25 protein-coding genes are annotated in these 23,011 nt (G+C 73.2%); 11 read left to right on the top strand and 14 right to left on the bottom strand.

Going from position 1 to position 23,011, the window contains the following annotated elements; genetic code table 11:
• Nucleotides 1-5 precede the first annotated feature (5 nt).
• From BM076_RS33025 to BM076_RS33015, 3 genes are all read left to right on the top strand, one after another.
• Nucleotides 6-362, top strand: coding sequence for a YciI family protein (locus BM076_RS33025; protein WP_093717445.1), 357 nt, complete (start codon nucleotides 6-8; stop codon nucleotides 360-362).
• A gap of 259 nt (nucleotides 363-621) precedes the next feature.
• Nucleotides 622-1,833: an RNA polymerase sigma factor gene (locus tag BM076_RS33020; protein WP_093717479.1), complete on the top strand. Its 1,212-nt coding sequence runs from the start codon at nucleotides 622-624 to the stop codon at nucleotides 1,831-1,833.
• A gap of 446 nt (nucleotides 1,834-2,279) precedes the next feature.
• Nucleotides 2,280-5,519: a tetratricopeptide repeat protein gene (locus BM076_RS33015; protein ID WP_245796611.1), complete on the top strand. Its 3,240-nt coding sequence runs from the start codon at nucleotides 2,280-2,282 to the stop codon at nucleotides 5,517-5,519.
• A 224-nt stretch (nucleotides 5,520-5,743) separates the two neighbouring features.
• Here BM076_RS33015 and BM076_RS33010 read toward each other — a convergent pair whose 3' ends face one another.
• The gene (locus BM076_RS33010; RefSeq protein WP_093717444.1) at nucleotides 5,744-6,004 is read right to left on the bottom strand and encodes a hypothetical protein; all 261 of its coding nucleotides are present in this window, start codon (nucleotides 6,002-6,004) and stop codon (nucleotides 5,744-5,746) included.
• A 6-nt stretch (nucleotides 6,005-6,010) separates the two neighbouring features.
• Complete coding sequence (mca, locus tag BM076_RS33005; protein ID WP_093717443.1) at nucleotides 6,011-6,883, bottom strand: mycothiol conjugate amidase Mca; 873 nt, start codon at nucleotides 6,881-6,883, stop codon at nucleotides 6,011-6,013.
• 141 nt (nucleotides 6,884-7,024) lie between these two features.
• On the opposite strand from mca, the gene BM076_RS33000 reads away from it, so the two are divergent.
• Entirely contained in the window at nucleotides 7,025-7,456 is a 432-nt protein-coding gene (locus tag BM076_RS33000) for a DUF4307 domain-containing protein (RefSeq protein ID WP_093717442.1), read from the top strand.
• A gap of 242 nt (nucleotides 7,457-7,698) precedes the next feature.
• On the top strand, nucleotides 7,699-8,196 hold the full coding sequence (greA, locus tag BM076_RS32995) for a transcription elongation factor GreA (RefSeq protein WP_093717441.1): 498 nt from the start codon (nucleotides 7,699-7,701) through the stop codon (nucleotides 8,194-8,196).
• Nucleotides 8,197-8,274: 78 nt separating this feature from the next.
• On the opposite strand, the gene BM076_RS32990 is transcribed toward greA, so the two are convergent.
• From BM076_RS32990 to ilvA, 3 genes are all read right to left on the bottom strand, one after another.
• Nucleotides 8,275-9,105 carry an ABC transporter permease gene (locus BM076_RS32990; protein WP_093717477.1) on the bottom strand — a complete coding sequence of 277 codons (831 nt, stop codon included), beginning with the start codon at nucleotides 9,103-9,105 and terminating at the stop codon, nucleotides 8,275-8,277.
• A 17-nt stretch (nucleotides 9,106-9,122) separates the two neighbouring features.
• Entirely contained in the window at nucleotides 9,123-10,139 is a 1,017-nt protein-coding gene (locus BM076_RS32985; protein ID WP_093717440.1) for an ATP-binding cassette domain-containing protein, read from the bottom strand.
• Between the two features lie 237 nt (nucleotides 10,140-10,376).
• Complete coding sequence (gene ilvA, locus BM076_RS32980; RefSeq protein WP_093717439.1) at nucleotides 10,377-11,606, bottom strand: threonine ammonia-lyase; 1,230 nt, start codon at nucleotides 11,604-11,606, stop codon at nucleotides 10,377-10,379.
• 207 nt (nucleotides 11,607-11,813) lie between these two features.
• On the opposite strand from ilvA, the gene BM076_RS32975 reads away from it, so the two are divergent.
• Genes BM076_RS32975 through BM076_RS32965 form a run of 3 tightly spaced genes read left to right on the top strand, consistent with a single transcriptional unit; the run spans nucleotide 11,814 to nucleotide 13,188 of the window.
• A complete protein-coding gene (locus BM076_RS32975; RefSeq protein WP_093717438.1) occupies nucleotides 11,814-12,410 on the top strand; it encodes a MarR family winged helix-turn-helix transcriptional regulator in 597 nt (198 codons plus the stop codon).
• A 32-nt stretch (nucleotides 12,411-12,442) separates the two neighbouring features.
• Nucleotides 12,443-12,928, top strand: a complete 486-nt coding sequence (locus tag BM076_RS32970) for a sigma factor-like helix-turn-helix DNA-binding protein (RefSeq protein WP_093717437.1) — start codon at nucleotides 12,443-12,445, stop codon at nucleotides 12,926-12,928.
• Nucleotides 12,925-13,188 carry a hypothetical protein gene (locus BM076_RS32965; protein ID WP_093717436.1) on the top strand — a complete coding sequence of 88 codons (264 nt, stop codon included), beginning with the start codon at nucleotides 12,925-12,927 and terminating at the stop codon, nucleotides 13,186-13,188. Before BM076_RS32970 ends, BM076_RS32965 begins: the two co-directional genes overlap by 4 nt.
• Before the next feature lie 133 nt (nucleotides 13,189-13,321).
• On the opposite strand, the gene BM076_RS32960 is transcribed toward BM076_RS32965, so the two are convergent.
• Both BM076_RS32960 and BM076_RS32955 read right to left on the bottom strand, forming a co-directional pair.
• A complete protein-coding gene (locus tag BM076_RS32960) occupies nucleotides 13,322-14,479 on the bottom strand; it encodes a cystathionine gamma-synthase (RefSeq protein ID WP_093717435.1) in 1,158 nt (385 codons plus the stop codon).
• Nucleotides 14,480-14,501: 22 nt separating this feature from the next.
• Nucleotides 14,502-15,065, bottom strand: a complete 564-nt coding sequence (locus BM076_RS32955) for a PadR family transcriptional regulator (RefSeq protein ID WP_093717434.1) — start codon at nucleotides 15,063-15,065, stop codon at nucleotides 14,502-14,504.
• Between the two features lie 110 nt (nucleotides 15,066-15,175).
• On the opposite strand from BM076_RS32955, the gene BM076_RS32950 reads away from it, so the two are divergent.
• Nucleotides 15,176-15,616: a nuclear transport factor 2 family protein gene (locus tag BM076_RS32950; protein WP_093717433.1), complete on the top strand. Its 441-nt coding sequence runs from the start codon at nucleotides 15,176-15,178 to the stop codon at nucleotides 15,614-15,616.
• 43 nt (nucleotides 15,617-15,659) lie between these two features.
• Here the strand turns inward: BM076_RS32950 and BM076_RS32945 are convergent, their stop codons facing one another.
• The 7 genes from BM076_RS32945 to xylA all read right to left on the bottom strand — a co-directional run bounded on the left by BM076_RS32945 (nucleotide 15,660) and on the right by xylA (nucleotide 20,164).
• Complete coding sequence (locus BM076_RS32945; protein WP_093717432.1) at nucleotides 15,660-15,974, bottom strand: STAS domain-containing protein; 315 nt, start codon at nucleotides 15,972-15,974, stop codon at nucleotides 15,660-15,662.
• A gap of 85 nt (nucleotides 15,975-16,059) precedes the next feature.
• On the bottom strand, nucleotides 16,060-16,377 hold the full coding sequence (locus tag BM076_RS32940) for a hypothetical protein (protein ID WP_143120708.1): 318 nt from the start codon (nucleotides 16,375-16,377) through the stop codon (nucleotides 16,060-16,062).
• An 8-nt stretch (nucleotides 16,378-16,385) separates the two neighbouring features.
• Complete coding sequence (locus BM076_RS32935) at nucleotides 16,386-16,994, bottom strand: Asp23/Gls24 family envelope stress response protein (RefSeq protein WP_093717430.1); 609 nt, start codon at nucleotides 16,992-16,994, stop codon at nucleotides 16,386-16,388.
• Nucleotides 16,985-17,512 carry an RNA polymerase sigma factor gene (locus tag BM076_RS32930; RefSeq protein WP_093717476.1) on the bottom strand — a complete coding sequence of 176 codons (528 nt, stop codon included), beginning with the start codon at nucleotides 17,510-17,512 and terminating at the stop codon, nucleotides 16,985-16,987. Before BM076_RS32930 ends, BM076_RS32935 begins: the two co-directional genes overlap by 10 nt.
• Nucleotides 17,513-17,750: 238 nt before the next feature.
• Nucleotides 17,751-18,263, bottom strand: coding sequence for an Asp23/Gls24 family envelope stress response protein (locus tag BM076_RS32925; protein ID WP_093717429.1), 513 nt, complete (start codon nucleotides 18,261-18,263; stop codon nucleotides 17,751-17,753).
• 147 nt (nucleotides 18,264-18,410) lie between these two features.
• Nucleotides 18,411-18,806, bottom strand: a complete 396-nt coding sequence (locus BM076_RS32920) for a VOC family protein (protein ID WP_245796609.1) — start codon at nucleotides 18,804-18,806, stop codon at nucleotides 18,411-18,413.
• A 119-nt stretch (nucleotides 18,807-18,925) separates the two neighbouring features.
• Complete coding sequence (gene xylA, locus BM076_RS32915; RefSeq protein WP_093717428.1) at nucleotides 18,926-20,164, bottom strand: xylose isomerase; 1,239 nt, start codon at nucleotides 20,162-20,164, stop codon at nucleotides 18,926-18,928.
• A 92-nt stretch (nucleotides 20,165-20,256) separates the two neighbouring features.
• Here xylA and xylB point away from each other — a divergent pair, with 92 nt between their 5' ends.
• Together xylB and BM076_RS32905 are read left to right on the top strand one after the other, a co-directional pair.
• Nucleotides 20,257-21,717 (top strand): xylulokinase, encoded by a 1,461-nt coding sequence (gene xylB / locus BM076_RS32910; RefSeq protein ID WP_093717427.1) that lies wholly within the window; start codon nucleotides 20,257-20,259, stop codon nucleotides 21,715-21,717.
• Nucleotides 21,718-21,870: 153 nt separating this feature from the next.
• Nucleotides 21,871-22,989, top strand: coding sequence for an ROK family transcriptional regulator (locus BM076_RS32905; RefSeq protein ID WP_093717474.1), 1,119 nt, complete (start codon nucleotides 21,871-21,873; stop codon nucleotides 22,987-22,989).
• The last annotated feature ends 22 nt before the right edge of the window (nucleotides 22,990-23,011 follow it).

Raw genomic sequence — 23,011 nt, 5'->3', positions numbered from 1 at the left:
CCACCATGCGTTACATGATGCTGCTGAAGCTGGACCCGAGCGCCGCGCCGAGCGGCGGCCCCAGCGAGGAGCTGATGGAGGAGATGGGCAAGCTCATCGAGGAGATGACGCGGGCCGGGGTGCTGCTGGACACCGCGGGGCTGCGGCCGCTGGAGGAGAGCACCGCGATCAGGCTCGCGGGCGGCAGGCAGACGGTGGTGGACGGGCCGTTCACCGAGTCCAAGGAGATCGTCGGCGGCTACGCGATCCTCCAGGCCAAGTCCAAGGAGGAGGCCGTGGAGTGGGCCTCGCGCTTCCTGGCGATCCACGGCGACGAGTGGGAGATGACCGCGGAGGTCCGGCAGCTGGAGGAGCCCGCGTAACCGTGTGACACGGCGCCGCGCCGGGTGTCCGCTTTGCGCGGGCGCCCGGCGGCTGCTGTCATGGGTGGTCGTGACAGCTTCAGCCTCCGGCCCGCGCCCGGCCGACGACGGCGCCCGTACGCGAGAGGACGGCGCCGGTGGCCGTACGCGCGAGGACGCCGACGGCGCCGACGGCCGTACGGGGGACGAGCGCGCCCGGCGGGCCGTGGACGCGGTGTGGCGGATCGAGTCGCCGCGGCTGATCGCGGGGCTGACCCGGATGGTCCACGACCTGGGCGTCGCCGAGGAGTTGGCGCAGGACGCGCTGGTCGCGGCGCTGGAGCAGTGGCCCGCGTCCGGGGTGCCGCGCAATCCCGGCGCCTGGCTGATGACCACCGCCAAACGGCGGGCCGTCGACCTGATCCGCCGCAATGAGACCTTCGCGCGCAAACTCGCCCTGCTCGGGCACGAGTTGGAGACGGCGCAGGGTGCGGCGGTCTTCGACCCGCCCGGACCGGCCGACCCCGAAGCGATCGAGGACGACCTGCTGCGGCTGGTCTTCACCGCCTGCCACCCCGTCCTCTCGCGCGAGGCGCGGGTCGCGCTGACACTGCGGCTGCTCGGCGGCCTCACCACCGAGGAGATCGCCCGCGCCTTCCTCGTCCCCGAGTCCACCGTCGCCCAGCGGATCGTCCGCGCCAAGCGCACCATCGCCAAGGAGAAGGTGCCCTTCGAGGTGCCGGCCGGCCCCGAACTGGCCGAGCGGCTCGCGTCCGTCCTCGAGGTCGTCTACCTGATCTTCAACGAGGGGTACGCCGCGACCGCCGGCGACGACTGGATGCGGCCGGGGCTCTGCGAGGACGCCCTGCGGCTGGCCCGCGTCCTGGCCGGGCTGATGCCCGGGGAGCCCGAAGTGCACGGGCTGGCGGCGCTGTTGGAGATCCAGGCGTCGCGGGCCGCGGCCCGCACCTCCGCCACGGGGGCGCCCGTGCTGCTGCTCGACCAGGACCGGTCGCGGTGGGACCACCTGCTCATCCGGCGCGGGTTCGCCGCTCTGGCCCGGGCGGAGGCGGTGCGCGAGGGGCGGCCGCGCGGGCCGTATGTCCTCCAGGCCGCCATCGCGGCGAGTCACGCTTCCGCGATTCGGGCGGAGGAGACGGATTGGGCGCGGATCTCCGCTCTTTACGACGCGCTGGTGGGGGTGACGGATTCGCCCGTCGTCGAGCTCAACCGGGCGGTGGCCGTTTCCATGGCGCTCGGGCCGGGGGCGGCCCTTCCTCTCGTCGATGCTCTTGTCGCCTGCGGCGCGCTTCGTGACTATCACCTGCTGCCGAGTGTGCGCGGCGACCTTCTTCTGCGGCTCGGGCGCCGCCGTGAGGCCGCTGCCGAATTCGCCCTCGCCGCCTCCCTGACCCGCAACTCGGCCGAACGTGCCCTCCTCTCGGCCCGCGCCGAGTCCGCCCGCTCCTCCCCCGCGGAGGGCGGTACCTGATCTCCTGCGGAGTGCGGCGTGTAATGCCTCCGGCAGAGGACGGTAACCATCAGGGGCGCGGGGAACTGCGCGCTGGGGGCACCCCCGGCCGAAGGCTGGGGGACCGCGCGGGGCTGCGGCTGACAAATCGCCCCCAGCGGGGCAGACGCTGTTGTTTTTGCGACCACCGGCCGGTGGGGGCGGGCCGCGCAGTTCCCCGCGCCCCTAACGGGGCATCCCACTTCCGCCAGCGCAGCGCCGCGTCCCCGCGCCCCTAAAAGACCTGACTCACCGCACTCCGCAGGAGACCTCAGCCACCGCCTGCCGAAAAGGCACCGTCCTCCGCAGGAGACATCGGGCACGCGCGGGTACTGGGGCGGCGCCGCGGATTGACGACGGGTCAGGGCGGGCACGAAGACGGTTCGGGGTTTTCCGTTGATTGGTGACCGCACTCCGCAGGAGGACATGTGCCGGACTCACGTACCGCGGCGCTGCGCGCCCCGCACCGGGCCGAGGTGGAACGACTGGTGGAGCGGGCGGTCGCCCAGGAGGGCCCGGCCGTGGACGGGAAGGCGCTGCTGGCCCGGGCGTTGGAGCGGCTGGAGGAGATCGCCGCGCCGGCCGAGGAGGAGTACGCGGCGTATGTGCGGGCGCTGGACGCGGAAGCGGCGGAACCGAAAGCGGCCACCCGGCCGCAGGCCGGGAAGCAGGGCCTGGTCGCCGGGGTGACGGCGGCGGTGGCGTTCGGGGTGGACCTGGGGTACGGGCTGGCGGCGGGCCCGGCGCTGGTGACGGGCCTCGCGGTGGGCGCGGCCGGGGCGGTCACGCTGACCGGGGTGGCGGGCCGCGGGCGGAGCCGGGCGGGCGGACAGCCGGGCGGCTCCGAGCAGTTGCGGCTGCTGTGGCTGGCGGCGCTGGACCGCCGCGGAGTGCGGCCGTTCATCGAGGCGCAGCGCGCGATGGTGGCGGCGCCGCCGCGCAAGAAGACGGCGAAGGTGCCGGGCCAGTCGGCGCCGCCGCGCCGCCCGGGCGGCGGCGACCGGAGCGCGGCGGCCAGGACCCGGGCGCTGCTTGAGCAGTCCTTCGGTCATCTGCCGGACGCGGAGGGCCCGTTCACCGGCCGCCGCGCGCATGTGGCGCGGATCGCGCAGTGGGTGCACCAGGCGCGCGCGTCAACGGGCGTGCACCCGACGGTCGTTGTGCTGCACGGCCCGGCGGGCAGCGGCCGTACGACGCTGGCGGTGCGTACCGCCCAGCAGTTGCGGGACCAGTTTCGCGGCGCGTGCGTGGTGGATCTGCGCGGGGCGAGCGACGGCAGGACACCGCTGCCGACCCGGGAGGCGCTGCTGCACCTGCTCAACCGTTTCGGGGCGCCGCGCGACCAGCTCCTCTTCCGTGAGCGGCAGAATCAGGAACAGCATCTGCGGCGGCTCAGCGAGCAGTACCAGCAGCACCTCACCGGCGTGCCCGTGGTGATCGTGCTGGACGACGCGACGGACGCGGCGCAGGTGCGGGCGCTGGTGCCCGAGCGCTCCGAGAGCCTGGTGCTGGTCACCTGCCGGGAGCCGTTCGACCTGGCGGAGCTGGCGGTGCCGGGCGCGGCCGTGCACAGCCTGGACGTCGGCCCGCTGGATCTGGACGACACGGTGGAGCTGCTGGGCGAGTTGGCGGACGCGGCCGGTACGGCGGGGGCGCGCCCGGAGGAGGCGGACCGGCTGCGCCGGCTGTGCGCGGGCCTGCCGATAGCGCTGCGGATCGCGGGGTCGGCGCTCGCCGATCACCGGGGCGCGGCCGGACTGGCCGCGGATCTGGAGGTGTTCGGGCCGCGCGACCCGGTCGACCGGGTGCTGGCGCTGCGCTACCACGACCAGCCGGAGCCCAACCGGCGGCTGCTGCGCCGCCTCGCGCTGGCCGGGCGGGCCAGTTTCGGCGCGGCAGCGGCGGCGGCGCTGATGGCCACCGACGAGCGGGAGGCGGCACGCCGGCTGGACGAGCTGGCGGCGGCGGGCCTGATCGAGAACGTCCGCGGCAGCCGTTACCGCCCGCACGACCTGGTCCGCGGCTTCGCGGCCGAGCGGCTGCTGGACGAGGAGGATCCGGTGGAGCGGGCCGCCGCGCACGAGCGGCTGATCCGGTCGTACGCGGATCTGGCGAACACCGTGATCCGGCTGGTGGAGGGCAAGACCTCGACCCGGGCGGGCCGCTTCGGGCAGCACGGCTTCGCCTCGCTGGAGCTGGCGCTGCGCTGGCTGGACGAGGAGTCCAGTTTCATCACGGCCGCGCTGCGCGACACCGAGGGCGTGGACCGGGCGGCGGTGCAGTCGCTGCTCGGCGCGCTGTGCGACTACTGCCTGCTGCGCGGCGACCTCTACCGGCTGGGCGAGATCAGCGAGTTGGCGCAAGGACGGCAGCCGGGCCAGCAGAAGTCGGGTCCCGACGAGGACCGTTCGGTGCTGGTGCGGTCGGTGCAGTGGCGTACGGGCATCGCGGCGCGGCAGCTCGGCGAGCTGGACAAGGCGCGCTCCACGCTGACGTCCGTGGTGGACCTGTACTTCGAGGCGCAGCACCCGTCGGGCGCGGCCCGCGCGCTGGACAGCCTCGGCATCACCTTGCACCACCAGGGCAATCTGCGGGAGGCCGAGCGCAAGCTGCGCGAGGCGCTGGAGATCCAGACCGGGCCCGGGCTGGACGAGGACCGGGCGTGGACGCTGCACGCGCTGGCCGCCGTACTGCGCGACTTGGGGCAGGTCGGCAAGGCGCTGGAGCTGCTGCACGAGTCGCTGGCGCTGCACCGCGAGAACGAGAGCGTGCAGGGCGAGGCGTGGGCGCACCTCCAGCTCGGGCAGGTGTATCTGTTGCTGGGGCGGGCCGACGCCGGTGAGGCGGAGCTGCGGGCGGCCGGGCAGGCGTACGCGCTGGCCCGCGACACCCGCGGCGGCGCGTGGACGGCGACGCAACTGGCCCGGGCGCTGCTGCTGCGCGGCGAGGCGCGGGAGGCGGCCCGCGAGCTGGACGAGGCGGTGCAGCGGCACCGGGCAAGCGAGGACGCGCGCGGGGAGGCGTGGACGCTGTACTACCTCGGGCACGCGCTGGAGGAGTGCGGCGACTCCGACGCGGCGCTGCGGACGCTGGAGCGGGCCCGCACGATGTTCTCGCGGATGCGGGACGTGTACGGGCTGGCCTGCGCCCGGCACCACTCCGCGCGGGTCACCCGCGATCAGCGGGCGGCGCGTACCGGGAATCTGCGCAACAGCGGTTTCGCCCGGCAGCTGCTTCAGGACGCCCGGCAGGATTTCCGGCGGATCGGGGTCGAGCACGGCGAGGCGTGGTCGTGCGTCGAGCTGGCCGTCATCGACGCCGGGAACGGGCGGCTCGTCGAGGCCACGACGCTGCTCGACGAGGCGGTCGAGCTTTTTGAGGGGCTCGGGGATCTGCGTGGGCGGGACTGGGCGGTCTTTCTGCGTGCCACCGTCCAGCCCCTGCTCTCCGCCGACGGCGCGGCCGCGGCCCGTGCCGCGCTCGCGTCCCTGCGCGCCGACGCCTTTCCGGGACGCGATCCCGACCTCGACGAATACGTCGAGGCTTTCGCCGTCCTTCTCGACCGCGGCACCCTCTCCCCAGGCTCCGCCTGGGACACCTGGCGCCTCGGCATGACGCCCGGCCGCGCGGCCCGCATGACCATGGCTCTCCGACCCGAGGTTGCGTAAAAGGGGTGCCCCTGTCCCCGCACGCTGCGGAGGAGGGATGCCCCTTCAGGGGCGCGGGGAACTGCGCGGCCAGCCGCAGCGCGCCTTCAGACAAAAAGCCGCCCCCAGCGGGGCAGACGCTGTTTGTTCTGCGATCACCGGGCCGGTGGGGGCTGGTCGCGCAGTTCCCCGCGCCCCTGATGGTTACCGTCCTCCGCAGGGGTGCGGGTACAGGGGCCGGGCCCCTACGGCGCGACGTCTTCCTTGGGGGCGGGCGCGGGGGCGCGCTCGTCCTCGGCCCGGGCCGGGGCCTTTTCCGGCTCTTCGACGAAGTCAATCCTCTTCATCTGCTTGCCCATGTTCTTCATGAGCAGCCACAGCCCGATGGCGATGGCCGCGAAGATCACGAAACCGAGGAGCCCCGGCGTCACCTTGTCCTGGTTCAGCTCGCCCGAGGCGAGCGGGACCAGCGTATTGAGTCCGTGGGAAGCGTTCACGCCACCCATTGTCGCTCAGGCCGTCCGGACGCCCGCAAAGAGGTCGTCCTCGGGGAGGGAGGTGTCCACCCGGGACTTGGCGAGCTCGTAGTCCTCGGTGGGCCAGACCTCCCGCTGGACGTCCATCGGGACGCGGAACCAGCCGCCGTCGGGGTCGATCTGGGTGGCGTGCGCGAGCAGCGCCTTGTCGCGGATCTCGAAGAAGTCGGCGCACGGCACGTGGGTGGTGAGCTGCCGCTCGGGCCGGTCGAACTCCTCCCAGCGCTTGAGCCACTCCTCGTACGGCGACTCCAGGCCGCGGGCGAGCAGCGCCTCGTGCAGGGCGAGGGTGCGCGCCTTGTTGAAGCCCTGGTTGTAGTAGAGCTTCAGCGGCGTCCAGGGCTCCCCGGCCTCCGGGTAGCGCTCGGGGTCGCCGGCCGCCTCGAAGGCCGCCATCGAGATCTTGTGGGTCATGATGTGGTCGGGGTGCGGGTAGCCGCCGTTCTCGTCGTACGTGGTCATCACGTGCGGCCGGAACTCGCGGATCAGCTTCACCAGGGTGCCCGCGGCGACGTCGACGTCCTGGAGCGCGAAGCAGCCCTCGGGCAGCGGCGGCAGCGGGTCGCCCTCGGGCAGGCCGGAGTCGACGTAGCCGAGCCACGCCTGGCGCACGCCGAGGATCTGCCGGGCCTCGTCCATCTCCTTGGCGCGTACTTCGTGGATGTGTTCCTCGATATAGGGGTCGCCCTGGAGTTTGGGGTTGAGCACCGAGCCGCGCTCGCCTCCGGTGCAGGTCGCGACCAGTACGTCCACCCCCTCGGACACGTACTTGGCCATCGTGGCGGCGCCCTTGCTCGACTCGTCGTCGGGGTGGGCGTGCACGGCCATCAGTCGAAGCTGCTCAGTCAAGGCTTGGTCCTCAAGTCTTCGGGGTCCGAGCGGTGCCGAGCCCCCGTCTCCTAGGCGCCTCCGTCGGCAAAGAGGGCGCCTTCTATAGTGACCGAGTGAGGGGACGAATAATTCCGCCGTCCCCGCTCGGGAGGAAAGCCTATGACCGCCGTGGGGTCCAGTGAGCCGGACGCCCGGCCCGCCCTGCCCGACGGCAGGTACGGACCCGGCGCCGACGCCCGTGCCGACCGCAAACTGCGGATCGCGGCCGTCGTCCTCGGCGCCCTGACCGTCCTGGGCGTCGGCTGGTACGGCTGGCACGCGATCACCGACAGCAAGGTCAGCGCCCAGGTCGTGGCGTTCAAGGTGGACTCCGACCAGCAGGTCAGCATCCATCTGGAGGTCCACAAGGACGCCGGTACGGTCGCGGTCTGCACCGTGCGGTCGGTGGACTCCGACCACAACGAGGTGGGGCGCAAGGACGTCCGCCTCGCCCAGCACGCCAAGCAGGTCGACACGATCGTGGAGGTCCGCACGACGGGCCGCGGCGAGACCGGCGAGCTGGTGAGCTGCGAGAAGGCCCCGCAGGGCTGATCGAGGGCCGGGCGCCACGACTGCACCGGCGTTCGTTTCCCGTCCCCTTGGACGACGAGTAATTGTTAGGCTCGTGGTTTCGTCCCGGCGACCGGTGGCAATGGAGTTCATCATCGGGGCGCGCCCCGGCACCGGCCGTGGGGACGAGCCGCCGGCCGTAGGGGTGCGGCGGTCCACACACCGTTCCGCGGGGTTTCCGCGGGGCAGGCACACGGCATGACCAGTACCGACGAGGAGCACCTGTGACCCAGACCAGCGAGAACGTCACCTGGCTGACCCAGGCGGCGTATGACCAGCTCAAGGCCGAGCTGGAGCATCTGTCTGGTCCGGCGCGCGCCGAGATCGTCGCCAAGATCGAGGAAGCCCGCCAGGAAGGCGATCTCAAGGAGAACGCCGGCTATCACGCGGCGCGTGAGGACCAGGGCAAGCTGGAGCTGCGCATCCGGCAGCTCAACCAGATCCTGGAGTCCGCGAAGGTGGGCGAGGCCCCGGCCGACGACGGGGTGGTGGCACCGGGCATGGTGGTGACCATCGCCTTCGACGGCGACCCGGACGACACGATGACCTTCCTGCTGGGCTCGCGCGAGGGCGTCGCCGGCGACCTGGACACGTACTCGCCGCAGTCCCCGCTCGGCCGCGGTGTCACGGGCAAGAAGCCCGGCGAGGACGCCACGTACGAGCTGCCGAACGGCAAGAGCGCGTCGGTGAAGGTCCTCGATGTGAAGCCGTACCAGGGCTGAGCCCGCGAGACATGCGGTGAGCCCCGGCCGTCGGGGGACGACGGCCGGGGCTTTGACGTACCTCGTACGAGTACGCCGTTACGCCGTCGCCGAGCGGTACTTGCTGACCGCCCAGGTGCGGAAGACGACGATGATCACCACGGACCAGGCGAGCGACGCCCACACCGGGTGCTCCATCGGCCAGGCGCCGGACGGCGACACGCCCGGATTGCCGAAGAGCACGCGGCACGCCTGCACGGTGGCGCTGAACGGGTTCCAGTCCGCTACCGGCTGCAGCCAGCCCGGCAGGTTCGAGGAGTCCACGAACGCGTTGGACACGAAGGTGACCGGGAAGAGCCAGACCAGGCCGCCGGAGGTGGCCGCCTCCGGGGTGCGCACCGACAGGCCGATCAGCGCGCCGATCCAGGAGAAGGCGTAGCCGAGCAGGAGCAGCAGGGCGAAGGCCCCGAGCATCTTCGGGATGCCGTTGTGCACCCGCCAGCCGACCAGCAGGCCGACGACCGCCAGGACGACGACGGTGAGCGCGGTCTGCACCGAGTCGGCGAGCGTACGGCCGGTGAGGACGGCGCCGCGGGCCATCGGCAGCGACCGGAAGCGGTCGATCAGGCCCTTGTTCATGTCGTCCGCGATGCCGGCGCCCGCGCCGGCGGTGGCGAAGGTGACGGTCTGCGCGAAGATGCCGCCCATCAGGAACTCGCGGTAGTCGGAGGCGCTGAGCGAGCCGCCGACCGACACGGAGCCGCCGAAGACGTAGCTGAACAGCACCACGAACATGATCGGCTGGACGAGTCCGAAGATCACGACTTCCGGGATGCGCATCATGCGCAGCAGATTGCGCTTGGCGACGACCAGCGAGTCCCGGGCGGACTGGACGACGCCGCCCACGCCCTTGGGCGCCTTGGTGGTCATGACATCGGTGGCGGCGCTCACTTGACGGCCTCCTTGCGGGAACCGGCACCCTGTCCGGCGGTGGTCTCGGACTCCTCGTCGGTGTCCTTGTCCTGCTCGGCCGCGTGGCCGGTCAGCGAGATGAAGACGTCGTCGAGCGTGGGGCGGCGCAGACCGATGTCGTCGATCTCGATGCCCTGGGTGTCCAGTTCGCGGATCACCTCGGCCAGCAGCTTGGCGCCGCCGGTCACCGGGACGGTGATCTTGCGCTGGTGCTCCTCGATCTTGGCGTCGCCCTTGCCGAAGCCGGTCAGGGCGCGGGCCGCGTCGGCGATCCGGTCCCGCTCGTGCACGACGACCTCGACGCGCTCGCCGCCGGTCTGCGCCTTGAGCTGGTCGGAGGTGCCGCGCGCGATGACCTTGCCGTGGTCGATGACGCAGATGTCGTGCGCGAGGTGATCGGCCTCCTCCAGATACTGGGTGGTGAGCAGCAGCGTGGTGCCGCCGGCCACCAACTCCTGGATGACCTCCCACAGTTGCTGCCGGTTGCGCGGGTCGAGGCCGGTGGTCGGCTCGTCCATGAACATCACCGGCGGGCTGACGACGAGGGCCGCGGCGAGGTCGAGGCGGCGGCGCATGCCGCCGGAGTAGGTCTTGGAGGGGCGGTTGGCGGCCTCGGTGAGGTTGAACCGCTCCAGCAGTTCGTCGGCCCGGGCCCGGGCGGCCTTGGCGCTCATCTGGTAGAGCTGGCCGACCATCTGGATGTTCTCCCGGCCGGTCAGGTACTCGTCGACCGCCGCGAACTGGCCGGACAGGCCGATGTGCCTGCGGACCTCGTTGGGGTGTTTCAGTACGTCGATGCCCGCGACGACGGCGCTGCCGCTGTCGGGTTTGAGGAGTGTGGTCAGGACCCGGACGGCGGTGGTCTTCCCCGCGCCGTTCGGCCCGAGCAGCCCGAGGACCGTGCCCTCCGGCACGTCGAGGTCCACTCCCCCCAGTGCCTTGACATCGCCGAAGGTCTTCACGAGACCTTCCGCATAGATGGCGCCCGGCATTTCGTCACTCCTGTCGGTTGCTGGGTCCAGCTCTCACGGGGTTCGACCGACCGAACGGCCGAAACTCATCGCTCGCCGCACGGTCCGCCCGTGAGTGAACGCGAGAATGACAGACGCGATATATCGCGTCAAGTGAATTACCCGCGCCACGCGGAGGAGACCACCGCGAGGGCCCGGGACAGCCGCCCGGGCCCGGGTGCGCGGGTCAGCGGGTCGACGGGTCGACGGGTCAACGGATCAACGGATGACGGTGTAACCGGCGTTCTCCAGCGCCTCGCCGACCGCGACGCAGTGCTCGGGCCCCTTCGTCTCCAGGTGCACCTCGACCTCGGCCTCGGTCAGGCCGAGCCGGGGGTCGGTGCGGACGTGGCTGACGTCCAGGACATTGGCGTCCGCGAGGGACAGGACGCCGAGGAGGGTGGCGAGGGCGCCGGGACGGTCGGTCAGCCGCAGCCGCAGCGAGAGGTAGCGGCCGGCCGCCGACATGCCGTGCCGCAGGATGCGCTGCATCAGCAGCGGGTCGACGTTGCCGCCGGACAGGACGGCGACGACCGGGCCGCGCATCGCCTCGGGGGCGGCCAGCAGCGCGGCGACCGGACTGGCGCCGGCCGGCTCCACGACCAGCTTGGCCCGCTCCAGGCAGAGCAGCAGCGCGGAGGACAGCTGGTCCTCCGACACGGTCACGACCTCGTCGACCAGATCGCGGACCAGCGCGAACGGTATGTCGCCGGGCCGGCCGACCATGATGCCGTCGGCCATCGTGGCGACGGAACCGAGCGCGACGGGGCGGCCGACCGCGAGCGAGGGCGGGTACGCCGCAGCGCCCGCCGCCTGCACACCGACGATCCGCACGTCGGGGCGGAGCGCCTTCACCGCGAGGGCGAGGCCGGCCGCGAGACCGCCGCCGCCGATGCCGACGACGATCGTGCCGACCTCCGGGCACTGCTCCAGGATCTCCAGGCCCACCGTGCCCTGCCCGGCGATGATGTCCGGGTGGTCGAAGGGGTGGATGAAGACCGCGCCGGTCTCCTCGGCGTACGCGATGGCCGCGCGCAGCGTCTCGTCCACGACCGCGCCGTGCAGCCGCACCTCGGCGCCGTAGTCGCGGGTCGCGGCGACCTTGGGCAGCGGCGCGCCGACGGGCATGAAGACGGTGGAGCGCACGCCGAGCAGCGAGGCGGCCAGCGCGACGCCCTGGGCGTGGTTGCCGGCGCTGGCGGCCACCACACCGGCCGCCCGCTCCTCCGGGCTGAGCCCGGCGATCCGGACGTACGCGCCACGGATTTTGAAGGAACCTGTGCGTTGCAGATTTTCGCATTTGAGGTGCACGGGTGCTCCGACCAGCGACGACAGATGGCGGCTGCCTTCCATCGCGGTGATACGGGCCACCCCGGAGAGCATTTTGTGCGCTCCTCGCACGTCATCGAGGGTGATCGAAGGGGACGCTGCGGGCACCGAACTGTCCATGGGCCCAGTCTCCCAGCTTCCGCGGCCCTCCACTGCCCGGGGGCACGGGTGTCACGCGGGGGCCGCGAAGCGTGACAGGACCGCGGCGGTACGGAGTCGCGGATTGCCGGGGAAGGGTCACGAGCCCTGCCGCGCCGCGTACTCTTCTCCCAACTTCCCGCTTCCCGTCCCCCTTCACAGGACCGACAGAACGCGAGCTTCAAGGTCATGTCCAACCCCACGGAGACCTCGGCCGAACTCCTTGAGCGCCTCCAGCACCAGGTCGCGCTTTTCGCCCGCCGCGCGGAACAGACGCGGCTGGGCGGTGTCGGCAAGGCCCGCAACTCCATGGACCGCGCCGCCTATCTGCTGCTCAACCGGCTCGACCGGGAGGGCCCGATGGGTGTCAAGGCGCTCGCCGAGGCGATGGGCATCGACTCCTCCACGGTCACCCGTCAGGTCGCCCCGCTGGTCGACACCGGCCTGGTCAAGCGCACCTCGCACCCGGAGGACGGCCGGGCGGTGGTCCTGGCGCTCTCGCCGCGCGGCCGGTCCCGGCTGGACGCGGTGCGGGACTCGCGCCGGCAGCTGATGGCCGAGATCACCGACGAGTGGACGCCGCAGGAGCGCGAGCAGTTCACCGAGCTGCTGTCCCGCTTCAACGCCTCGCTGTCCGACTGGCACACCGGGGTCGGCCAGCGCGACGAGGCGGAGGGCGGGACGGGGGGCGAGGCCGGGGGTGGGACCGGGGCCGGTGATGCCGGTGGGACCGCTGGGCCGACCGGCGCCGGCACCGCCACCGCGGGGGACCCGCAGGGGGCTTGACCCGGAACGCCCGGTTGCCGTCCCATGTCCGCGTGGGGAAGCGCCGGGCAGCAGCGGAGATCCGCCGGGACGCCGAATTCGCGGCGTTCACCGCGGGCGCGGCGGGCCGCCTGCTGCACGCAGCCACCCTCCTCGCGGGCGACCCCGAGGGCGCCGACCGGCTGCTGACCGCGACCCTCGCGCACGTCTACGCCAACTGGTTCAGGATGCGCGCCGAGGACCCGTACGAGCGGGCCAGGAGCGAACTCGTGCGGCGCTTCGCCTACCGCCCGTGGTGGCAGCGCCCGCGCGGCGGCACCCTGGACCGGCTCGGCCGACAGGAGCGGCTGATTGTCGTGATGCGGTTCTTCGAGGGCATCGCGGAGGAGCAGACCGCCGCCCAGCTCGGGCTGCCCGACGAGCGGGTGCGCACGCTGTGCGCGCACGCGACGGCGACGCTGCGCAGCAGGAACGGCGACCGGCAGCCGCCCGCGGCGCGGTCGGTGCCGGAGCGGCGGCCGAGCGCGGTGGCGCCGTGAGCCGGCTGCCGAACCGCCGCGACGACGAGGTGCGGCGGCTGCTGGACACCCCGCACCCGGTGGTGCCGGTCGACCTCGCCGTCCGCGCGATGACGCGCGGACGGCGGATCGTCCGCCGCCGCCGGGTCGTTCGGCTCGTCGTGACGGCGCTGGTGCTGGCCGCGCTGGCGGCCGCGATCGTGCTGGCCGTCCTCTACTGGCCGGACGACGACCCGGCGACGACGACGCCGAACGGCAACTGGTGGTCGGCGCTGGGCTGATGACGGCCGGGCGCGTGCGTCCGGCCGGGCGCCCGGGTCGAGCCCCGCACCCGTGACGGCTTGAGCGCGCCCGGGACGGCCTCGGGCGCGTCCGGGCCGTCCGAACGCGCCCGGGTCGAGCGGAAGTCGGGGGTCAGCCGAGGGCCTGGCTGAGGTCCGCCAGGAGGTCGTCGACGGCCTCGATGCCGACCGACAGCCGTACCAGATCGGCGGGGACCTCCAGGGCGGATCCGGCCACCGAGGCGTGCGTCATCCGGCCCGGGTGCTCGATCAACGACTCGACGCCGCCCAGGGATTCGCCGAGCGTGAAGAGCTTCGCGCGGTCGCAGACCGCGACGGCCGCCTCCTCGCCGCCCGCGACGCGGAAGGACACCATGCCGCCGAACGCCTTCATCTGCTTGGCGGCCACCTCGTGGCCCGGGTGCTCGGGCAGGCCCGGGTAGTAGACCTGCGCGACCTTCGGGTGCGCGGCCAGCATCTCCGCGATCCGGCCCGCGTTGGCGCTGTGCCGGTCCATCCGTACCGCGAGGGTCTTCACGCCGCGCATCACCAGCCAGGCGTCCATCGGCCCCGCGACCGCGCCCATCGCGTTCTGGTGGTACGCCAACTCCTCGCCGAGCGCGGCGTCGGAGGTGATCAGGGCGCCGCCGACCACGTCGGAGTGGCCGCCCATGTACTTGGTCGTGGAGTGCACGACGACGTCCGCGCCGAGCGCGAGCGGCTGCTGGAGGTAGGGGCTGGCGAAGGTGTTGTCCACCACGAGGCGGACCCCGGCCTGCCGGGCGACACCGGCCAGCGCCGCGATGTCGGTGATGCCGAGCAGCGGGTTGGAGGGCGTCTCGACCCAGATCAGCCTGGTCTCCGGGCGGACCGCGTCCCGTACCGCCTGGACGTCGGAGGTGTCGGCGACCGACCAGGTGACGCCCCAGCGCTCCACGACCTTGGCGAACAGCCGGAAGGTGCCGCCGTACGCGTCGTCGGGGATCACCACGTGGTCGCCGGGCGCGAGCACCGTACGCAGCAGGCAGTCCTCGGCGGCGAGTCCGGAGGCGAAGGCCAGGCCGCGGCTGCCGCCTTCCAGGGCCGCGAGGTTCTGTTCCAGCGCGGTCCTGGTCGGGTTGGCCGACCGGCTGTACTCGTAGCCGCCGCGCAGCCCGCCGACGCCGTCCTGCTTGTAGGTCGACACCTGGTAGATCGGCGTGACGACGGCGCCGGTCTGCGCGTCCGCCGCCTGGCCGGCGTGGATCGCGAGGGTCTCGAAGTGCTGATGCCCGCTGTGCTGATCGCTCATGGACCCGAGCGTAGTGCCGCGTTCAGACCTCCGCGGACCGACGTGCCCGCAGCACCGCCGCGCTGCGTTCGCACCAGTCCTTGTTGCCCTGTTCGAAGGCCAGGCCGCGCAGGCAGGTCAGATACGGGCCGATGCGCGTGCCGTGGAGCAGGAAGTCCTCCTCGTCGCGGTCGCCGCGGATCTTTTCGAGGAGTGAGGTGAACAGCTCGATCTTGGCGGCGGCGAACTCGGCGCGCTCCACGAGCTGTTCGATGACCGCCCCGGTGCCGATCCGGTCGGCGGTCTGCACCTTGACCAGGAGTTCGTCGCGGACGAAGGAGGGTTTCGCGGCGGTCGCGGCGAAGCGTTCCAGCTCGGCCAGTCCCGCGTCGGTGACGCGGAAGAGGCGTTTGTTGGGGCGGGTGTCCTGGACGACCTCGCGGCCGGTGACCAGGCCGTCCGTCTCCAGCCTGGCGAGTTCGGCGTAGAGCTGCTGCGGCAGCGCGTGCCAGAAGTTGGCGACGCCGACATTGAACGCCTTGGCCAGCTGGTAGCCGCTCAGCTCGTCGTCCAGCAGGGCGGCGAGCACCGCGTGCCGCAGGGCCATCGCCTGCCTCCTCGGCTCTTCCGGTCGTACGCTGCTGCCATCATACTCAAGAAAGTGACTATTCAGATCCATGAGTAGCCATGAGTAGCCAGGAGAATCCGTGAGTGTCCATGAGTAAGGAGCCGCTCGTGTCCGCAGCAGACCCGTCCCGTTTCCACGACGCCGCCGAGGCGGGCGACGTCGCGGCGCTCGCCGCCCTCTTCACCGACGACATCAAGCTGTTCAGCCCGGTGAAATTCGCCCCCTTCGAGGGCAAGGACCAGGTCGTCGGCCTCTTCCACGTACTGGTGCGCACCTTCGAGGACTTCCACTACATCGGGGAGTTCGACGGCACCGCCGACACCACCGGCGACGGCACCCCGGCCCCCTCCGCCGTCCTGCTCTTCCGCACGACCGTCAACGGCAAGCAGATCCACGGCATCGACATGCTCCAGTTCGACGACGCGGGCATGATCAAGGAGATCACCGTCATGGTCCGCCCGCAGAGCGCCGTCGTCACCCTCGGCGAGGCCATCCTTGCGGGCCTGCGCGCGGACGGCCTCGCCCCGTAGCGGTACCGGGGCGCCCACGGAGGTGTAGCTGCCACGGCCGCGGTCAGGTGGTGGGGAGGCGGTATTCCGCGAGGGTCAGCAGGCGGTGGTGCTGGGGGCGCAGGCCGGTGATCCGCAGCGGGACGGCGAAGGCGGAGCAGCGGGCGTGCAGGCTGCTGAGGAAGCGCAGCACGGTGGTGTCCATGAAGGGCACCGCGTCGAAGTCGAGGTGGACGCCGCGCAGGCCGGGGCGGAGGGCGAGCTGGGCGTGGGTGAGGACGGACCGGGCCGCGATGTCGATGTCGCCGCGCGGGCGGAGCGCGAGTATCCCGTCGTCGCCGACCTCGGCCGTGCAGGTGAACGAGTACGGGGCGTCCATCGTCGTCGGTGTCCTCTCTCGCGTCGGGTCTGCTGGTTGGACACCGCTCCCGGGCGAACGTCACGCCCGATTTCCGCGGACGGTCTCAGACGATCGCGGTGACCGTCACCGTCACCCGTACCGGTGTGGTCAGCGTCTGCGGATACGTGCTGTGCACCGCCTCGGTGACCGCCTCCCGCACCTGCTGCGCGGTCCTGGCGGCCTGGTGTCCGGTGCGGACGGCCAGCGCTATGGCCACCTCCCACCGGTCGGGCGCGGTGTGCAGCCGTACGGTGACGCCGGGCGCCGTACGGGACCGCAGCCGGTCCGTCAGCCGCGGGCTGAGGTAGGCCACGCCCGGGACGGCCGCCACCGCGCGGGCCACGGCCAGTTCCGTCCCGCGCTCCTGCGGTGATCCGGTCATCGGATTCATCACCCCGATCCCTCCCCCGTCCCGTCGCCTGCTCCGTCGTCCGTTCCTTCGTCGAGCAGGTCGACCACCGAGACGTCCACCTCGGCGATGTCCAGGCCGATCACGGCGTGCGCGGCGTCCAGCACCCGTTCGCGTACGGCCGCGGCGACCTCGGGCACCGTACGGCTGAGGTCGACGGCCACTTCCAGGCGCACCCGCAGCGGCACCCTCGGCAGCGGTGCGCCGGGCAGCAGATAGCGGGCGGGCTCGCGGGCCGCGGTGATCCGGCAGCTCCCGGCGGCGACACCGGGAAGGGTGTCGGCGGCCTGCCGGAACAGCCGGGTGGCGGCGGTCTCGGTGATCCAGTCGTCGGCGTCGGCGGCGCCGAGCGGCACCAGCCGGCCGGGCCGCAGTTCGGTCCGTACCAGGTCCATCACCCGGGCGGCCAGGTCCGGCGCGGGCAGGTCGCGGACCGCGAGCGCCTGGTGCACGGCCTGGTCGAGCCGGCCCAGTTCGGCCAGCGAGTCACGGCAGTACGGGCAGTCCTCGTGGCCGGGCGCGGGCGCGCCGTCCTCCCACAGGTCGGCCAGGGAGGCTCCGCAGGGCAGCAGTTCGTCGTCTAGCGCCATGTGGCCATCGCCTCCGTCAGATAGCGGCGGGCCCGGAAGATCCGTCCCCGGACGGCCGGTTCACCGATGCCCACGGCGGCGGCGATCTCGTCGTACGTCAGGCCGTGGAATTCGCGCAGCACCCAGCACGCCCGCTGCTCCGGGGTCAGCCCGGCCAGCGCGCGGTGCAGCGCCTCGGCCGACGCGGCGGACTCCGCGGCGCGGGCGGGCGAGGACAGGTATTCGGGGGCGGCGGGTTCGACGGTCATCGACTCCAGGGGCTGGGTGGGGCGGCGGGCGCGCAGCACATTGAGGCAGCGGTTCGTCACGATGCGGTACATCCAGGTGCTGAACGCCGCTGTCCTGCGGAATTCCGGCAGCCGCCGCCACGCGCTGACGTACGCGTCCTGCACGGCGTCCTCCGCCTCCGCGTCGCTGCCGAGCAGTCTGCGGGCCAGCCGCAGCAGGTCGGGGGTGTGCCGGCGGACCAGGATCTCGAACGCCTCGTCGTCGCCCTCGCTCGCGCGGGCGACCAGCAGGTCGTCCTCGCGGACCGGCGCGGCGGGAGCGTCCGCACGGGCCGCCGGCGCCGCGTCCGGCCGGCCGGGCGGCGCCGCCCCGGGCTGCTCATCGGACACGGCGTCCCGCCGGGTCCGCGGCGGGCAGGGGCACGTACAGGCTGATCAAGGTCGTCCATCCAGATCGGCACCGGCGGGTGGGGGCGGTCGGGCGGTCGTCGGGGGCGCCGGGCGGCTTCCGGCGCCCCCGCCCGGACGGCTACTGGACCCGGCCCTCGGACGGGATGTCGTCCTCTTCGTTGGGCAGGTGCACGTCCACGATCGAGACGTTGACCTCGACGACCTCGAGGCCGGTCATCCGCTCGACGGCGGAGACCACGTTCTCCCGTACGTCGGCGGACACATCGGTGATCGCCACGCCGTACTCGACGACCAGTTCCAGGTCGACGGCGGTCTGCTTCTCGCCGACCTCGACCTTGACGCCGCGGGTGACGTTGGGGCGGCCGCCGGGGACGCGGTCGCGCATGGCGCCCAGGCTGCGGGCGAGGCTGCCGCCGAAGTCGTGCACGCCCAGCACCTCGCGGGCGGCCATGCCGGCGATCTTCTCCACGACCGAATTGGCGATGGAGGTACGGCCGCGTTCGGCCGGCACCCGGAAGGTGCCGCCGCCGCGCTCCTGGAGGCCCCTCTCGTCGCCGCCGGACGACAGTTCGGTGAGGTCGCTGTCCGTGCGCTGAGCCGATACCGGTGCCGCGGACTTCGTCGTCGCCATTTCCGGATCTCCCTGGTGTACGCGGTGCACCGGCCGCGCGGTGCACGTGACGGCCTTGTGGGCCCTGACATCTGTTGAGACACCGCCTGCCCGGCGTCCCTCACGCGTATCGGCGAGGTTTTTTCTCCGGACTCTTCGGCGGGGGGGTCAGGTGTCGGTGCGCACCCACAGGCAGAAGGGGTGGCCCGCCGGGTCCAGGAAGACCCGGACGTCGTCCTGGGGCTGGAATTCGGCCGGGACGGCGCCGTGCGCGACGGCGAGGCGGGCGGCCTCGTCCAGGTCGGGCACCTCGAAGTCCAGGTGCAGCATCATCTGCTGCGCCTCGGCGGTGGACGGCCAGACGGGCCGGGTGAACAGCGGCTCGGTCTGGAAGGACAGCGCGGTGCCGCCGCCGGGCGGCGCGAGCTTGACCCAGTCGGCCTCGTCCTGGTCGGTGGTCCAGCCGAGCAGGCGGCGGTAGAAGGCGGCCAGCTCGTGGGCGTCGGGCGCGTCGAGGACGACGGCGGTGAAGGTGGTGCGCAGCGGTTCGGTCGGCTCGGGCACGGCTCTCCCTGGTGCGCGGTCGGGCGGACCTCCCCAGCCTCGCACCCCGGGCGCGACGGCGCCGCCGCCGGGCCCCGATCGGCGCAATGCCGGGGGCCGGGCGGCGGCACGGTCGGGGACTACCGGGCGCCGAGCAGGTGGTCCATGGCGAGCTGGTCGAGGTGCTCGAAGGCCATGCCGCGCTCGCCCGCGGCGTTCGCGTCGAAGTCCTCGTAGGCGCTGCGGTCGGCGAGCAGCGCGGCCAGGCCCTCGCTGAGCGACTCGCCCTCGCCGCGCGTGGTGAGCGCCAGCTCGTCCAGGCGCGAGGCGCGCAGCGCCTCCTGGACCTCGGGGTCGGCGCGGAAGGCGGCGGCCCGCTCCTTGAGGATCAGGTAGTTGCGCATGCAGCCGGCGGCCGACGCCCACACGCCCGCGTAGTCCTCGGTGCGCGGCGGCTTGAAGTCGAAGTGCCGCGGGCCCTGGTAGCCGGCCGTCTCCAGCAGGTCGACCAGCCAGAAGGCCGAGCGCAGGTCGCCGGCGCCGAAGCGCAGGTCCTGGTCGTACTTGATGCCGGTCTGGCCGTTGAGGTCGAGGTGGAAGAGCTTGCCGTGCCACAGCGCCTGGGCGATGCCGTGCGGGAAGTTGAGCCCGGCCATCTGCTCGTGGCCGACCTCGGGGTTGACGCCGACGATGTCGGGCCGCTCCAGGGAGTTGATGAAGGCCAGCGCGTGGCCGACGGTCGGCAGCAGGATGTCGCCGCGCGGCTCGTTCGGCTTGGGCTCCACGGCGAACCGCAGGTCGTAGCCCTGCTCGATGACGTACTCGCCGAGCAGGTCGAAGGCTTCCTTCATCCGGTCCAGCGCGACCCGGACGTCCTTGGCCGCGCCGGACTCCGCGCCCTCCCGGCCGCCCCAGGCGACATAGGTCTCGGCGCCGAGTTCCGCGGCGAGGTCGATGTTGCGGATGGTCTTGCGCAGCGCGAAGCGGCGCACGTCGCGGTCGTTGGCGGTGAAGGCGCCGTCCTTGAAGACGGGGTGCGTGAAGAGGTTGGTGGTGAGCATCGGCGTGGTCAGGCCGGTGGTCTCCAGGGCCTGCCGGAAGCGCTTGACGTGGGCGTCGCGCTCGGCGTCGGTGGAGCCGAACGGGATCAGGTCGTCGTCGTGGAAGGTCACGCCGTACGCGCCCAGCTCGGCGAGCCGCTGCACGGACTCGACCGGGTCCAGCGGGGCGCGGGTGGCGTCGCCGAACGGGTCACGGCCCTGCCAGCCGACGGTCCACAGGCCGAAGGTGAATTTGTGCTCGGGGGCCGGGGTGATACGGGCCGGGTCGAGACTGGGGGTGAGGTTCGACGCCGAAGTCTCGGAAGTCTCGGAAGTCATTACGGCTGGCTCCTATTCGTCAGACTGTTGAACAAATTAGTATGCGACACCTGCGTTGGGAAGTGGCCGCTCGGGAAGGGATCGGAAATCACATGGGTGCACATGCTGGGGCGGGGCCGGTCGTCATCGGGGTGGACAGCTCCACGCAGTCCACGAAAGTGCTGGCCGTGGACGTGGACAGCGGCGCGGTGCTGGCCAGTGGGCAGGCGCCGCACACCGTCAGCTCGGGCGGCGGCCGGGAGACCGACCCCGAGGTGTGGTGGGAGGCGCTGCTGGACGCGCTGAAGCAGACCGGGGAGTACGCGGCCCGCGCCGAGGCGATCTCGGTCGGCGGGCAGCAGCACGGTCTGGTCGTGCTGGACGCGGCGGGCCGGCCGGTGCGGCCCGCGCTGCTGTGGAACGACATACGGTCCGCGCCGCAGGCCGCCGCCCTGGTCGAGCGGCACGGCGCCGACTGGTGGGCCGAGCGCTTCGGCTCGGTGCCGTCGGCGAGCTTCACCGCGGCGAAGTGGGCCTGGCTGACCGAGCACGAACCGGCGGCCGCGGCCGCCGCCCGTGCCGTACGGCTCCCGCACGACTTCCTCACCGAGCGGCTCGGCGGCGCGGCCGTCACCGACCGGGGTGACGTCTCCGGCACCGGCTGGTGGGCGTCGGGCAGCGAGACGTACGACGAGGCGCTGCTCGGCGAGATCGGCCTCGACCCGGCGCTGCTGCCGGCCGTCCTGGGCCCGGGCGAGCGGGCCGGCACGGTCGGCGACGCGGCCGTACGCGGCGGGCTGCCGCTGCGGGCCGGCGCCGTCGTCGCCTCCGGCACCGGCGACAACGCCGCCGCCGCGCTCGGCCTCGGCCTGGCGCCCGGCCGGGCGGTGCTCAGCCTCGGCACCTCGGGCACCGTCTACGCCGTCTCCCGGCGGCGGCCCACCGACCCGTCGGGCACGGTCGCTGGCTTCGCCGCCGCCGACGGCGGCTGGCTGCCGCTGGCCTGCACCCTCAACTGCACGCTGGCCGTCGACAAGGTGGCCGCGCTGCTGAGCCTGGACCGGGAGGCGGTCGCCCCGGGCGGGTCCGTCGCCTTCCTGCCCTTCCTGGACGGCGAGCGCACGCCCAACCTGCCGTACGCCTCCGGGCTGCTCACCGGGCTGCGGCACGACACGTCCGCGGGCCAGGTGCTCCAGGGCGCGTACGACGGGGCCGTCTACGCGCTGCTGGCCGCGCTCGACCAGGTGCTCGCGGTGGACGGGGCACCGTCCGGGAGCGCCGTTTCCTCTTCCTCGGACGAGCCGCTGCTGCTGATCGGCGGCGGCGCGCGGGGCACGGCCTGGCGGGAGACCGTACGCCGGCTGTCCGGGCGGGCCGTGCAGGTGCCGCGGGCCGCGGAACTGGTCGCGCTGGGGGCCGCCGCCCAGGCCGCGGCGCTGCTCACCGGTGAGGCGGCCTCGTCCATCGCGCACCGCTGGGGCACGGCCGCGGGCCCGGTGCACGACCCGCTCCCCCGCGACGAGGAGACCCTGACCCGGCTGGCCGCCGCGCTGCCGCTCGCGGGCGGCAGCTGAAGGTTTCCGGAGCGGGCCGCGGCCCATACTGAGGGCCGCGAAGAGACGGAGGACGGCGTGAGTGAACGGCGTGGGTGAGCAGCGTGGGTGAGCAGCGTGGCTAAGGGAACGGGCGCGCAGGCGGGGCTGCGGCGCCGCAACATGGCGCTGGTGATGCAGGCCCTCGCCGCGGGCGAGCACGTCACGCGGGCGGCGGTCGCCGCCGAGGTCGGGCTGACCAGGGCGACGGTCTCGACGCTGGTGGACGAGCTGCTGGCGGCCGGCCTGGTGGAGGAGCGCGGCGCGCAGCGCCCAGGCACGGTCGGCCGCCCCGGAACCGCGCTGGCACTCAGCGAGCGCGGCCCGGCGGGCGTCGGCGCCGAGGTCGGCGTCGACCACCTGGCCGCGTGCGTGGTGGACCTGCGCGGCACCGTCCGCTGTCACGCCACCGTCCCGGCCGCCAACCGTTCCCGGCCCGCCGCCGAAGTCCTCGCGGAACTGGCCGGGCTGACGGCCGGGGTGGTCGCGGAGGCGGCCGAGCGCGGGCTGCGCCCGGCGGGCACCGCGGTCGCCGTGCCCGGTCTGGTCGGCCGGGACCGCGGCACCGTGCTGCGCGCCCCGAACCTCGGCTGGGAGGACGTGGACGTCGCCGAACACCTCGGCCGCGCCGCGGTCGTGGAGAACGAGGCCAATCTCGGCGCGCTCGCCGAACTGTGGCTCGGCGGCCACGACAGGCTCGCCGACTTCGTGCACGTCTCGGCGGAGATCGGCATCGGCGCGGCCCTCGTCGTGGAGGGCCGGCTCTTCCGCGGCGCGCGCGGCTTCGCGGGCGAGCTGGGCCATGTCCCCGTGCACCCGGACGGGCCCCTGTGCTCGTGCGGCGCGCACGGCTGCCTGGAGACCTACGCGGGCGAGGAGGCGCTGCTGCGCGCGGCCGGGGTGGGTACGGGCGGCGGCCCGGCGCTGCGGGCGGCGGCGGCCGACGGCGACCCGGCGGCGCTCAAGGCGCTGGAGGAGGCGGGCGCGGCGCTCGGCATCGCGCTCAGCGGCGCGGTCAATCTGCTGGACCCGCAGGCCGTGGTGGTCGGCGGGCCGCTCGCCGAACTGGCGCCGTGGCTGCTGCCGGGGGTGCGCAGGGAACTGGCCGACCGGGTCACCGACCGGCAGTGGCGCCCCGAGGACGTGGTGACCTCGCGGCTGGGCCGGGACGGGGTGCTGCGCGGCGCCGCGTACAGCGCGGTCCGCACGGTGCTGGAGGACCCGGTGAGCTGGGCCCTCCAGCAGGAGGCGTAACAGCGCGCGGCGGGTTGACGAC

This window comes from Actinacidiphila alni (assembly GCF_900112845.1).
Taxonomy (GTDB): domain Bacteria; phylum Actinomycetota; class Actinomycetes; order Streptomycetales; family Streptomycetaceae; genus Actinacidiphila; species Actinacidiphila alni.
The sequence above is the reverse complement of the archived record's forward strand: the minus strand, read 5'-3'. Positions and strand labels throughout refer to the sequence as shown.